The sequence below is a fragment of the Halobacillus sp. HZG1 genome (assembly GCF_035818575.1).
Taxonomy (GTDB): Bacteria; Bacillota; Bacilli; order Bacillales; family Halobacillaceae; genus Halobacillus; species Halobacillus litoralis.
This window is the reverse complement of record NZ_JAYLVQ010000038.1, coordinates 73,476-86,821: the sequence shown is the minus strand read 5'-3', so window position 1 is coordinate 86,821 and position 13,346 is coordinate 73,476. Positions and strand designations below refer to the sequence as shown.

The following is a 13,346-nucleotide window of genomic DNA, read 5'->3' as shown; positions in this document are numbered from 1 at the left end:
TACTCGCTTTCCTGTGGGGGAGTGCCGAGCTTCCTCGGGCTACGCCCTGCGGGATCTCGCCGATCTCCTTTCTCCCACGGGAGTCTCGCAGCTTCCCAGCCACCCCATACGATAAAAGTGAGAAACGAACCCCTTTGCCCCGTATGAGTGTCTTTCACAGATCCTGAGTCTATAGTGATAAAGCGCTCTATAACAGGCTTTATCATTCAAAATGTTGTAGGAGAATCCATGTTGCTTCACTTTCCTTAGGAGTAAAAGCTTCCCTTTCCTGGAAGTGGTTTCGAGATACTTATATGGCAAAGGGCGGAGGGGAATGGCGAGACTCCTGCGGGGAAAAAGTGCAGGGTGAGACCCCACAGGACGCAGTCCGAGGAAGCTCACCGCGCTCCCGCGGAAAGCGAGGTATTCCCCGCAGTCCCCATCCACCTAACAAAAGTCTCGAAACTGAGTCTTCAAGAATAGGGAGCTTTTGTGAAATATTGTTGGGACTACATAGAAAAGCCCGGAATGTAGTCCGGGCTTTAGTGAAGTTTATTTTTTTATTCATCAAGATCCAAGTCGGTAACGGCACCTTTGGAAGAGGAAGATACGAGTCTCGCATACTTCGCCAGTACGCCTCGTTTATGCTTAAGCTCAGGGCGTCTCCACTCGCTTTTTCTACGCTCATATTCTTCATCACTAACTTCAAAATTAATTTGCTGCGTATCGCTGTCGATCGTGATAGTGTCCCCTTCTTTCAGCAGGCCGATGGGACCTCCAACGACTGCTTCAGGAGCGACGTGGCCGATTACGAATCCGTGGGATCCACCTGAGAAACGACCATCTGTAAGTAGAGCAACCTTTCCACCCAGTCCTTTTCCTACAATCATAGCTGTAATCGAAAGCATTTCCGGCATGCCTGGTCCTCCTTTTGGACCGACATTTCGTATGACCAGAACGTCTCCTTCTTTAATCTCATCGTTGACAATCGCTTCCGTCGCTTCATCTTCACTATTGTACACACGTGCAGGTCCTTCAAAACGGCTGATTTTCTGTCCGGACATTTTAGCAACGGCACCTTCTGGCGCCAGGTTTCCTTTCAGAACGACGAGTGGCCCTTTTTCTTTGATTGGCTGGTCAAACGGAACAATGACCTTCTGACCTTCTTTTAGAGAAGGAACTTCTGCCAAGTTTTCAGCGACCGTTTTCCCGGTAACGGTCAGGCAGTCCCCATGCAATAAACCTTCTTCAAGAAGTAATTTCATAACAGCTGGAACACCGCCACTTTCATACAAGTCCTGCATGACATATTTACCACTAGGCTTCATATCTGCAATATGAGGGACTTCCTGTCTGATGCGCTCAAAGTCATCCAGAGTCAAATCCACTCCAGCAGAATGGGCCATGGCAAGGAGGTGAAGGAATGCATTCGTAGATCCACCAAGAGCCATTACTACGGTGATGGCATTTTCAAATGCTTCTTTTGTCATGATATCGCGAGGATAGATCTCTTTTTCCAGCAGCTCGATGACGAGCTCACCCGCTTGTTTACATTCCGTTTCTTTGTAATCGTTAACCGCTGGTGTAGAGGAAGAACCAGGAATACTCATCCCTAAAGCCTCCACAGCAGAAGCCATTGTGTTTGCAGTGTACATTCCACCACAGGCACCTGCTCCAGGACATGCATGACATTCAACTCTGTGCAGCTGTTCGTCGTCGATCTGTCCTTCATGGTACTTTCCTACAGCTTCAAAAGACGAAACAATATCAATATCCTCTCCATCAAGCTTTCCTGGTTGAATCGTTCCTCCATATACGTACACCGAAGGAATGTTCAAACGTCCAATAGATATTAAGCAGCCAGGTGTCGTTTTGTCGCAGCCGCCGATGGCGACCAGACCATCCAGTCTTTCCGCATTTGTGACGGTTTCAATGGAGTCTGCAATCACTTCACGGCTTGGAAGGGAATAAAACATCCCCTCGTGGCCCATCGCAATTCCGTCAGCTACTGTAATTGTATTGAAAATCATAGGAGCTCCGCCATTTTCACCGGCTCCATTTTTCGCTTCTTGTGCTAGCTTATCGATATGTACATTACAAGGGGTAACCTCACTCCATGTACTCGCAATTCCAATCATAGGTTTTTGGAAATCTTCATCTGTAAATCCAACAGCTCTCAACATCGAGCGGTTCGGGACTCGATTGACGCCTTCACTGATGTCTTTACTTCTTATTCTTAAATCTTTTTTCGTTTTCTCCATCCCTAACACTCCTTTTATAAATGGTCGTATCATTTTGTAAATGAAATAACTTACCATGATGATACTAACAACTAAGGAGCATAGCAATGATTTTTCTGAATATAATAAACATTCCTTACAATTAAAACGCTTTCATTAAGAGAAAAAAATGAAAAAAAGGCCTGCTGAAAAGCAGACCCATATATAGGGGGGACCTTATACATTTGCAGGTTCAAATGTTTTACAATCCGTTTCTTCGCTGTTGCTCGCTTTTTTACCTTTATGACTGACTACGAAAATTTCATCTGCTCCGCAGGAAATCCCGTCATTGTTATGAACACAGTTTCGGACTTCACATTTTACATCCAGCGCCACATCTAACACCTCCCTATAGCTGTTATTTTCTGCTGTCATGGCTTTGAATATTCTTTCCAGTCCTCCCCATAAAGGCCTGAGGCAAAATCACCCACAATGACATCTTCGATTTGTGATAGAATAGGAAGCGTGATTGTATAAGGTCAAAATGAAACTTTTCCCCCGTTATTTCATAAATTGTATGAAAGAGGTCGCTGGAAAAACTGATTGAGGTCCAATCAGATTATAATCAACTTAAAATAGGACTGGTGTTTATGGATAAGAAGCAAAAGATCTATAATAAATTGTTGGAAGTCGTGAAAGAGGAAAATGTTAAAGTGGATGAAATGTTGAAAGACCACTTGTACACAAAGCTTGGAGGAAAAGCCGATTTTTTCATTACTCCAACATCCTACGAAGAAATCCAAAATGTCGTTAAGCTTTCGAATGAAGACAACATTCCTTTCACTCTGCTTGGCAATGGATCAAACTTAATTATTAAAGACGGTGGTATACGTGGAATCGTCATCAACTTAAAACATCTGGATACCATCTATTCTGAAGGCAACACAGTGGTCGCCCAAAGTGGTGCCCGCATCATTGATGCCTCCCGTTATGCTCTTGATAAGCATTTATCCGGATTAGAGTTCGCCTGTGGAATCCCCGGAACTGTCGGCGGTGCTTTATACATGAATGCAGGAGCTTATGGTGGAGAAATCAAAGATGTGCTTGATTATGCATATGTGGTAGATAAACATGGAAACCTTGTAAAGCGGCTCGCTGCTGAACTTGATCTTGATTATCGAACCAGTAACATTTCAGCTAATGGAGATATCGTCGTAGAAGCCACCTTCCATCTGAAGCCTGCTAAGTATGAGGAAATTAAAGAAGTGATGGATGACTTGACGTACAAGCGTGAATCTAAACAACCACTGGAATACCCTTCATGTGGAAGTGTCTTTAAACGACCACCTGGATATTTTGCCGGTAAGCTGATACAGGACAGCGATCTTCAAGGAACCAATATCGGTGGTGCCGAAGTTTCTAAAAAGCATGCTGGGTTTATCGTCAATAAAGATAATGCAACAACTTCTGATTACATCTCTTTGATTGAACATGTTCAAAAAACAGTGAAAGAAAAATTCGGCGTCGATTTGGAAAGAGAAGTACGAATCATCGGTGATGACAAAGACTAAAAAAGAGCCTGCGCTTAGCGCAGGCTCTTTCTATTTTCTCGCCAAAATTTTTGTTTCTCAGTAAGCCCCACTGGAATAGGTCAATTCGTAACTGTGGGTGTAAATTTCGAAAACATTACCAAAAGGATCTTCTACGTAAACCATCTTATATGGTTTCTCACCAGGGTAATATTCGCGAATAGGCATGCGTTGTTTCCCACCCTTAGCCTTTACTTTCTCGACAACTTCTTCGATATTCGGGTCTTGAATACAGAAATGGAAGATGCCTGTCTTCCAATATTCAAAGTTGTTTTCCGGCTCTTCCTGATGCGGGAATTCAAAAAGTTCAATCCCTATCTTATCTCCGGTGGATAGGTGAGCAATTCTGAATGTGTCCCAATCATTGCCGAAAACGTCCCGGCACATCTGACCGACTGGTGTATCATCGTTATGGACATCTGACGGTTCCATAATGACATACCACCCGAATAATTCTGTATAAAACTCAATCGCTTTTTCTAAATTTGGAACTGACAAACCGATGTGTGAAAAACTTCTTGGATATGGGTACATAATAAAAAACTCCTTCTTTATGATTTTATTTTCGCTACGATTTTACCTTTCACATGACGTTCAGACAGACGCTCAAGGGCCTGCGGAACTTCCTCTAATGAGATGGTCTCTTCCAGTAGGGAAGAAAGTTTACCATCAGCCATCATTTCGAGTATTTCGTCTCCGATAAAACCAAGGTCTTTTTGGGATTCTATATCCGCTCTATGGGCCGCTGCAAGGGCTATTTCGTGATACGACACAACGGTAGTAAAGGGTTTTATTTTAGTGAAATCAGGTGCACCAGCGATATATACCAAATGACCCATAAAGGCAAGGTAGTCGAGTGATGCTGTCGCATTATCACGGCTTACTGCATCCACGACTGCGTCCACCCCTTTACCTTCCGTGATTTCCTTGACCCTTTGATGTACATCTTCATTACGGTAATCAATAACGAAGTCTGCGCCTAACTGACGGACATGATCATGGTTATGAGCAGAAGCTGTGGTTATGACCGTCTTTCCTGCCGCTTTTGCAAGTTGAATACCGAAGCCTCCGACTCCTCCTGCTCCTGCATGAATTAGAATGGTGTCCACTTGATCGAGCGGAAGCTTACGATGAATGGCTTGATAAGCGGTATAGCCAGCTGTCGGGAGGGCCGCCGCCTCTTCGAAGGTGATTTTATCAGGGATTCGCGAAATCGTATGGGCCGTCGTTACTGCATATTGAGCATAAGCCCCACTTTTCAATAGATCACCATGGTAGACTACTCGATCCCCTTTTTCCCACTCGGTCACATCCTCCCCGAGCTCTACAATTGTTCCTGCACCATCCAGTCCCAGAATATGAGGATACGTCCAATTCGGGTTGCCATTCGTTGCGGTCTTATAATCAACAGGGTTCAATCCTGCCGCATGTACTTCAATTAGCACTTCTCCTTTTTGGGGGTGAGGTCTCTCTACTTCCTCTACTTTCATTTCTTTCCATTTATTTTTATCATGTAAAAGCAGTGCTTTCATCCGTCTTCATCTCCTTATTAAACAGTTTCCTTCAATTAGTGAAACGATATACTATATACTAACGAGAGGCACAGATAGAAACAAGAAGGCACTTTTCAGTAACTGAGTTACTAAAGGGTAACCTATCATTGGATAGAAATGAGGGACACACAATGAAACAGCTGCAATCGGAATACCAGTGCGCCATTAATTTAGTGATCGATTTAATCGGTGGCAAATGGAAGGTTTTAATCCTGTGGCATTTGAATGAAGGGGACAAGAGATTCAATGAATTGAGAAGAACCATCCCTGAAATCACAAAAAAAATGCTCACACAACAACTGAGAGAGCTTGAGGGACATGGACTTGTAAAGCGGACGGTTTTTGAGGAAGTTCCTCCAAAAGTGGTTTATTCTACTACGGATTACGGACGCAATCTCCAGCCGGTTCTTTATGGAATGTGTCAATGGGGCGATGATTACGCTGAAAATGAAGGGATTCAGATGAACAGCTGTTGGACAGGCCGGGATTTTATGCAAAAATAAAAGCGACCTGTTGTAAGGTCGCTTTCTTTGTTAGGACATCCACTTCGGTGGTGTGTTTTTTTCCCAATATATCTCGCCAAGTTCATGGTGTTTCATGAAGTTGTCCTCCTGCAAATGATAATGGAAGTTGAACCAGTATCCTTCACCCGGCCGCTTATCCCTGCGGACATGAAAACGAGCAACTTCTTCGTCTGTATGCTTGTTATGGATATTAAAAATTCTTTCACCGTATCCAGGGGACGGATCTTCAGTAATTTCATAATAAGGAACTTCGTTTTCATCAGCAGATGTAAGAATCTCTCCCATTACCTCTTCGATCTTAGGTAAAATCGTTGTAGTCATATCTTCATCTACTTTTTCAATAATTCGTGGCCCCATCTTTGTAAGCGTCTGTGTTTTCGCTTGCTCCGTTATGGTTTCAATCCAATCATCAGTGGTCAAAGGTGCTGCAGATGATGGAGGTGCTATGTGTAATTCTTCTGTTTTTGTGGAATGAGGTGTTTCTTGCACATGCCGATCAGCCGACAGCTCTTTTTTATCAGCAGCATCTGTGTCGATCTGCATCGGTGGAACGTAAAGGCCTAAAGTCATGACAGATATAAGTACAACAAATACTTTTCTCATTAACGGCTTCATTACAGACAATCTCCCTCTACTTCAGGATGACTTCATTTTATCATTTTCTACGAAGTTGTCCATAAGTAAAAAGAAACCGTTTCCATATTGTCACATTTTTGTTGAATAATCATCGCATACCATTCGGGTCTTTAAAAATGCCTATTATACCCGGTCTTCCAGAATGCCAGCCAACTTTCCCCGCTTATGAAAATCCCTTATTCAAACCATACCTTTGAAATTCCTCATCTGCTTTTGAACAAGTTAACCATCTGGTTGGAATCATCAGCTACGTTCGTATCGACATCCTAGTACTTTTATCTGCCCGTCTTCTTTTTCTTCTGTTTATTTACCATGTGGGTTGTGGTTTTCTTTCCCTGTACATGAAACAAGAAAATAAGGAAAACTTAAAGGATGAAAAAGGAGGAGGAAAAGATATGAATCCCAATCAAGGACAAAATCAAAACCAGCAAGGTCAGCAAATGCCTCAAAACATGGTGAATAAAAACCACGGCGGTCATGAGTTATTTGATGCTCATGAGGTCATCGCAAGCTTAATCAATATGCTTGATCAGTACCAAATGTATGCCCAGCATATCCAGGACCCAGAGCTTCAAAGCATTCAGCAGCGCCAACATGCGTTTGTGACCCAAATGTACAATACTATTGTTCAGAGTTTCAGTACAGGGCAGGATCCTGCTCAAGAAACACAACAATACAAAATGCAGCAAAGTAACGAAGTCGTATACGGCATCAAACCCGGACAACCAAAGAAACCGAACCAGTCCGTCAATGAACTTGCGGATAAAGGGCTTTCCGCTTATATGCTCGGACAAACAAAGTCACTTGCGACTTTATTGTCTATGACTGCCCTGGAAATGACGAACCCTGTCTTGCGCCGTGTGGTTGCAGATAGTGTTCCGAACTTCATCGAGATGAGTTATGAGATTTTTCTTTATCAGAACAAGCATGGGTACTACCAGGTTCCGCAGTTGCAGCAACAAGACATGAACCAAATGCTGCAAAGCTATACAACTGCTCCACAAGGAAATATGCCGCACTAAACAAACAAGGACGCCCGCTTCTCAGCAGGCGTCCTTGTTTAATACGTATACGATTCAACCTTAAACTTTATGGCAGGTTTCTTGAAGACTCAGTTTCGAGACTTTACGGGGTTCGTTGCCCGGATTGAGCGTCAGGGGTGGCTGGGAAGCTACTCGCTTTCCTGCGGGGATGACGGCAAGCCTACTCGTGCTTCGCACTGTGGGGTCTTGCCAGCCAATCCATTCCCGCGGGAGTCTCGCAGCTTCCCAACCACCCCATTCGATGTATGAGTGTCGAACCCCTTTACCAAGTTTGATGGTCTTCTACTATCCAACTGTTAGGGGGAAAAGCGCTCTGGATTAGGTTTTTCTGTGCTAGGCGAGGTGTTCTTTCATCCATTTCTAATAATCATACAAGCTGTCCTTATAGTAGTGGTTTCGAGAACCTTTTATGATAAAAGGGCGGAGGGGAATGGCGAGACTCCTGCGGGAAAAAAGTGCTTGGTGAGACCCCACAGGACGCAGTCCGAGGAGGCTCACCGCGCTCCCGCGGAAAGCGAGCTATTCCCCGCAGCCCCATCCACCCAACAGAAGTCTCGAAACTGAGTCTTCAACTAAAGGGAGCTATAGTGGAATTAGGGAATTTAGGATTTTATTAATACAAGGAGCAACGTTTTAATATAGTATAGGGACATGCACCTATAAAGGAGGCAGCTCATCTTGCTTTTCAGTTATATTCTTCTCGGCCTATCATTATCTGCTCCCATTGGTCCCATCAATGCTGCCCAGTTTGACAAGGGGATTCGGTATGGTTTTTGGCATGCCTGGCTTGTGGGAGTAGGAGCGATGTGTGCAGATGCCTTATTTATGCTCCTGATTTACTTTGGACTTGCTCAATACGTAGAACTGCCTTTAGTAAAAACGTTCCTTTGGTCTTTCGGTGCTTTCGTACTGATTTATACAGGCATAGAAAGTATGACTGCCTCCCATACAGAAGAAACGGATCGTTCCCTTTCTTCCACAAAAAAGAAAGCTTTTCGGACAGGGTTTCTTATGGCGTTATCCAATCCTTTGAATATTCTTTTCTGGATCGGTATTTATGGTTCCATTTTAGCTCAAATCTCTTCTCAATATGAACAAGCTCAACTTCTTGTTTACAGCGGGGGAATTTTTATTGGAATCATGTTGTGGGACCTGACGATGGCTGGAGCCGCTTCAGGTGCTAGAAGATGGATGACATCAAGATTGCTCCGAGGCGTTTCTGTACTTTCAGGACTTATGCTGATTGGCTTCGGGCTTTATTTTGGATATCAGGCAATCAAGATGTTTGTTGGATAGACAGTCACCTATATATGCTCTCTCCAATAGGATATGGATGTATCCTAGGAGGGAGATTTCTTATGTTGTACACCAAAGAAGATATAGAGAACCACGTGATCGATTTGAACCTTTGGCAGTATGAGGTTTACGAACAATTTTCGAGCATGATGAATCAGCGGGAAACCCCTTATCCGTGTGTACCCGGCATACAAGGGTTCATGAAAAATATGCTGCGTTTCGGGTTCTTGGACGATCCACGTACAGATAATAGTACTGATCAGTTGGCTCGTTTATTAAAAGATTATGGGGAAGTTTCAAGAGACACAGGGAATTATGCTTCTCTTGTCATCTTTTGTGATACCCGAGCCTTGTTGGATGAACAAACAACCATCGATGGATATGAAGAGCTTTTCTGGACCATACTCAATGAAATACACAAAAAAGATCCTGCCCCCTGGCCTGAAGACATCCCGCGAGACCCTGAGGACCCTGCTTGGGAATTTTGTTTCAATGGGGAACCTTACTTCGCTTTCTGTGCAACACCTGTTCATGAAATAAGAAACAGCCGCCGCTTTCCTTGTCTGCTCCTCGCTTTCCAACCCCGTTGGGTTTTTGAGGAAATCAATGACTCTACTCCGTTTGGGAGAAAAATTAAAAAGGTGATCCGGAAGCGCCTGGTCGAGTATGACGGCGTCCCTTCACACCCTGCCTTAAAGTGGTATGGACAAAAAGATAACCATGAGTGGAAGCAGTACTTCTTAAAAGACGATGAGTCGACTTTGCCCCAATGTCCTTTTACAGCTTTGAAAGAAAAGTGGAAAAGTTTACGCCCCTGAATGGGGTGTTTTCTTTTGCTTCACCCATGTAGCTATTGCGATGAGGACCAAGAATGAAAGGCTTACTAAAAATCCGATTCGTGTCATGGCGTCCATCCATGTTCCCGTAATGGCAGCACCGATCAGGCTGATACCGAAGAATACGAGCGTCACTCCCTTTTTCCCTTTCACCATCAATTTCCGGTAAGACAATAGGATAAATACCCAGTTGTATAAGAGCATCAACCCTGCTGCAGTCGTTACATATTCAAAAATACGATTAGGAAGGAGTACGGCAAGTAAAATAGAAAGAATGACGACGACAATCGTCAGAAGAAACGCAGGCTTTGAGACTTTCCCCTCTTCTTTTTCTGCAAATACCCCTGGTGCGTCCCCTTCCTCACTTAACGTCATCAACATCGTCGTCACAGCATAAAGGGAAGCGACCATGGTGGAGAATCCGGCAATAATTAAAACGCTATTGAAAACATGTGGCACCCATGGAAGAGAATATTCCGTTAAGGCTGTGAGGAAAGGACTTTCGTCTGTCGATATGTTCTTCCATGAAGTGAGCTTAATCACAAAATAAAAGGCGGTCACGTAAACCACGGTGAGGACCATCAGCATCAGTGTCCCTGATTTGGGTGCATCTTTTGGATCTTTCAATTCATTAGACATCAACCCCATGACTTCTATCCCTCCAAATGCATAAAACGCATAGAGCAAAGCGACCCAAAGACCAGACCAATCCCCATCAAAAAAAGAAGCCCGCGGACTTGTCAAAGGCCTCGGTGTTCCTCCACCGATATTTCCAGTCATAGCGAGGAGCGCAATGATAATGAACATGATGATCGCAGAAATTTTTATCAGTCCGAAAACATTCTCCATCCGCTCTACTTGTCTCACACCTAGCCAAAGCACTAAGAGACCAAGAACGGCAAAAACACAAGCCAGCATCCACAGTGGGACCTTAGAAAACCAGAACTGCGCAAATATGGCGAGGGCTGTCAGCTGGCTCCCCATGATTAACATTTCCGAGGACCAGTAAACCCAGCCGTTACTAAATCCAGCCCATGGTCCAAAGGCTTGTTTGGCATAAGTACGAAATGACCCTTTTTCAGGATGGGTCGCCGTCATAGCTGCGAGCGAACGGAAAACAATATAAGTCCCAATCCCCGCCAATAAATAAGCTAACAGCACAGCAGGTCCTGCTTTTTCGATAGCAATGCTCGATCCTAGAAAGAAGCCTGTTCCAATAATGCACCCAATTCCAATGAATGAGAGCTGCCACCAGGATAGCTTCCCTTTTTTATGTACGTCCGTCATTCCCACCCCTCCTCCTGCAATTAGTTTGAAATGAATCGTCAGGATTATGTGCGGGAGAGCAAGAATGTTTTTTCGTGATGAGGAGAAAGTATCAAGAGATGAAAAAAGGAGCGTGATATTCATGATCTCATTGACCCCTCATTGCTGGAATGAATTCGATGAACTTAAAAGTGTTGTCGTTTGTAAACCTTCCGTCCTCCATGTCCCTGATAAACAAACGGCAACAGATCTTCGTTGGGAGAAGACAGCTGACAGCGATAAAACAAGACATTGTTTTAACAAAATGGTGGACGCCATGAGTAACGAAGGTGTGCAAGTCATTGATTATTCCACTTTTCTTAAGAGTGAGGAACGGGCGTTCCATGAACAATTGATCAACCGCGTTTTTGTCCGTGACCTCGCTTGCGTGTTCGGGAATCAGGTAATTCCCGGGGAAGCGGGTACTACCATGAGAAGGCCTGAGTACATTCATGCCCATAAAGTTTTTGAGCAGTGGTTTGATGAAAGACATTTCTCCATCCACCGAAATGATACAGTAAATGCACTTGAGAACGGGGATGTATTCGTTTTAAACAAGGATGCGGTCTTTATCAATGTAGGAATGCGGTCAAGCTACGAAAGCGCAAAGGCATTAAAAGAGAAATTAACCCCTCTCGGTTTTTCTGAAGTGGGGATCATCGACCTTCCCCGTCGTGGAGATACGATGCACCTTGATATGAACTTCAATATTGCAGGACATGGACTAGCTTTGGCCAAAAGTTATATGCGCTATTTTCCTGTCGAGGTTTTATCTGCAAACGGATCCTCCTATGTCATGATGCACGAATTCCTTCACCGTCATGGGTTTGAAATCATTTGGACCGATGAAGTGAAACATACCGTGGCTGATATCAACTTTTTGAATTTGAATCCTGAAACGTTATTAATCAGCACGAAAGCCCACAAAAAGATTTTCCACATTGAACAATTGAAAAAGAAACGGCTGATTGAAGTGGATGTTGATGAATTAGAAGCGGGCGGAGGCGGAATTCGATGTATGACCTTGCCTATTGAACGACGATAGAAAGCGTTCTGAAGCAGGGCCAAAAGCTTAACATAAACGAGCTATTCATTTAAGTAGGAATGATGGACGATGGAGTGAGAAAGGATAGGACCGAGGAGGTGTGCATTTGGAACATGTAAAACTATTCGTAATGAAATTCATCATTACATTTGTCATCCTTTTCCTCATTTTAGGTGGAGGATTTAAGATTTCGTTTGGAGATGTTTTTCTGATCAGCTTTGTCCTAAGTCTGGTAGGTTATGCCACCGGGGATCGTATCGTTCTTGACCGCGCAAAAAACATCACAACGACATTATTTGATCTTGTGTTCATTTTCATTTTCATTTACTTTATGACTGGCGCCATTTCCACAAGCCTGGACGTGTTCACGGCCTCCATTCTTTCCACTGTTTCATTAGCCATATTTGAATACTTTTTCCATCAATCTGTCGTTAGAACCTTGGAAAGTGATGATGACCCAGAAGGCGAAGCATCGGTACCGAATGGAAATTTACGAACAGAAGCCTCTCAAGAACTAACGCCATACAAAAATAAAGATAGGAATTAATGTAAGACCTAGTCCCAACATCAAGGGGGCCAGGTCTTCTTTTTTTATGGACATTTGCTTGTCTTCTTCCTGTTTTGAATTATTTAACCATTGTGACTGGACAGGTAGCTACATGCAAAACATTAAAACTAACACTGCCCACAATCTTACTTTTGATTGCACCTAATCCTCGAGACCCCATAACGATACTATAGACATTTGATTCTTTTGCTTCTTTAGCAATTTCAAAGTCGGGTGAACCAATTCTCATTTTTGTGTGTACGGGAATCTCAGAATTACCGAATGCTTTTAAGGCTTCATCAATTACTTCTTTAGCGTTTTCCTGCTGGTATTGACGCACTTCTTCTCTGCTTACAAACCGATTAATATTAGGGGAATTATAATTATATTGAACATTTAAGAGAATAATCTCAGCCCCCATTGCTTTTGCTATCTCCATTGCATGTTGTAAAGCTCTAATCGAAAAATCCGAACCATCAATCGGCACTAGAATTTTTTCTGCCATTTACATTCTCTCCTTCATAGAAAATAATGAATAGATAGCTTCACCATAAAAAAAGAAATCGCTTTCATTTTATGAAATAAGCTCCCCAACCTTAGACGACTTTTGATGATTCAAGCGTTAGGCTAAAGGTTTACTTATAACTATTTTATCAAATCTACTCTCTTATAAATACAAAAAATTCATTGCTAAGGATTCTCGTTTTCTTAAGGAGTCTATTATGAATGAGAGGTGAAGAGGGCGTGAAAAACCCCTGTGGGGAAAATGAAGCA

At 43.3% G+C, this 13,346-nt stretch carries 14 protein-coding genes; 7 read left to right on the top strand and 7 right to left on the bottom strand.

What is annotated here, in order from left to right; translation table 11 throughout:
• Positions 1-539: 539 nt before the first annotated feature.
• Both ilvD and VKA52_RS05945 read right to left on the bottom strand, forming a co-directional pair.
• Positions 540-2,240, bottom strand: a complete 1,701-nt coding sequence (ilvD, locus tag VKA52_RS05950) for a dihydroxy-acid dehydratase (protein ID WP_326314548.1) — start codon at positions 2,238-2,240, stop codon at positions 540-542.
• Between the two features lie 195 nt (positions 2,241-2,435).
• A complete protein-coding gene (locus VKA52_RS05945) occupies positions 2,436-2,594 on the bottom strand; it encodes a DUF1540 domain-containing protein (RefSeq protein WP_160911604.1) in 159 nt (52 codons plus the stop codon).
• Positions 2,595-2,848: 254 nt separating this feature from the next.
• Here VKA52_RS05945 and murB point away from each other — a divergent pair, with 254 nt between their 5' ends.
• A complete protein-coding gene (gene murB, locus VKA52_RS05940; protein ID WP_326314547.1) occupies positions 2,849-3,769 on the top strand; it encodes a UDP-N-acetylmuramate dehydrogenase in 921 nt (306 codons plus the stop codon).
• Positions 3,770-3,826: 57 nt separating this feature from the next.
• Here the strand turns inward: murB and VKA52_RS05935 are convergent, their stop codons facing one another.
• On the bottom strand, positions 3,827-4,321 hold the full coding sequence (locus tag VKA52_RS05935; protein ID WP_160911600.1) for a lactoylglutathione lyase family protein: 495 nt from the start codon (positions 4,319-4,321) through the stop codon (positions 3,827-3,829).
• A gap of 17 nt (positions 4,322-4,338) precedes the next feature.
• Positions 4,339-5,319 carry a zinc-binding dehydrogenase gene (locus VKA52_RS05930; protein WP_326314546.1) on the bottom strand — a complete coding sequence of 327 codons (981 nt, stop codon included), beginning with the start codon at positions 5,317-5,319 and terminating at the stop codon, positions 4,339-4,341.
• 152 nt (positions 5,320-5,471) lie between these two features.
• Between VKA52_RS05930 and VKA52_RS05925 the strand changes: the two genes are divergently transcribed.
• Positions 5,472-5,843 carry a winged helix-turn-helix transcriptional regulator gene (locus VKA52_RS05925; RefSeq protein WP_326314545.1) on the top strand — a complete coding sequence of 124 codons (372 nt, stop codon included), beginning with the start codon at positions 5,472-5,474 and terminating at the stop codon, positions 5,841-5,843.
• A gap of 30 nt (positions 5,844-5,873) precedes the next feature.
• On the opposite strand, the gene VKA52_RS05920 is transcribed toward VKA52_RS05925, so the two are convergent.
• Positions 5,874-6,479 carry a YpjP family protein gene (locus VKA52_RS05920; protein WP_160911594.1) on the bottom strand — a complete coding sequence of 202 codons (606 nt, stop codon included), beginning with the start codon at positions 6,477-6,479 and terminating at the stop codon, positions 5,874-5,876.
• 416 nt (positions 6,480-6,895) lie between these two features.
• On the opposite strand from VKA52_RS05920, the gene VKA52_RS05915 reads away from it, so the two are divergent.
• The 3 genes from VKA52_RS05915 to VKA52_RS05905 all read left to right on the top strand — a co-directional run bounded on the left by VKA52_RS05915 (position 6,896) and on the right by VKA52_RS05905 (position 9,657).
• Positions 6,896-7,522, top strand: a complete 627-nt coding sequence (locus tag VKA52_RS05915) for a spore coat protein (protein WP_442788826.1) — start codon at positions 6,896-6,898, stop codon at positions 7,520-7,522.
• A 699-nt stretch (positions 7,523-8,221) separates the two neighbouring features.
• On the top strand, positions 8,222-8,839 hold the full coding sequence (locus tag VKA52_RS05910) for a LysE family translocator (RefSeq protein WP_160911590.1): 618 nt from the start codon (positions 8,222-8,224) through the stop codon (positions 8,837-8,839).
• A gap of 62 nt (positions 8,840-8,901) precedes the next feature.
• Positions 8,902-9,657, top strand: a complete 756-nt coding sequence (locus tag VKA52_RS05905; RefSeq protein WP_326314543.1) for a YqcI/YcgG family protein — start codon at positions 8,902-8,904, stop codon at positions 9,655-9,657.
• Here VKA52_RS05905 and VKA52_RS05900 read toward each other — a convergent pair.
• The gene (locus VKA52_RS05900) at positions 9,646-10,962 is read right to left on the bottom strand and encodes an amino acid permease (protein WP_326314541.1); all 1,317 of its coding nucleotides are present in this window, start codon (positions 10,960-10,962) and stop codon (positions 9,646-9,648) included. The genes VKA52_RS05905 and VKA52_RS05900 overlap by 12 nt on opposite strands.
• A gap of 121 nt (positions 10,963-11,083) precedes the next feature.
• Between VKA52_RS05900 and VKA52_RS05895 the strand changes: the two genes are divergently transcribed.
• Together VKA52_RS05895 and VKA52_RS05890 are read left to right on the top strand one after the other, a co-directional pair.
• Positions 11,084-12,025, top strand: a complete 942-nt coding sequence (locus VKA52_RS05895; protein ID WP_326314539.1) for an arginine deiminase family protein — start codon at positions 11,084-11,086, stop codon at positions 12,023-12,025.
• Positions 12,026-12,131: 106 nt separating this feature from the next.
• Entirely contained in the window at positions 12,132-12,572 is a 441-nt protein-coding gene (locus VKA52_RS05890; RefSeq protein WP_326314538.1) for a DUF2512 family protein, read from the top strand.
• 79 nt (positions 12,573-12,651) lie between these two features.
• Here the strand turns inward: VKA52_RS05890 and VKA52_RS05885 are convergent, their stop codons facing one another.
• Positions 12,652-13,077 (bottom strand): universal stress protein, encoded by a 426-nt coding sequence (locus VKA52_RS05885; protein WP_160911582.1) that lies wholly within the window; start codon positions 13,075-13,077, stop codon positions 12,652-12,654.
• Between the last annotated feature and the right edge of the window lie 269 nt (positions 13,078-13,346).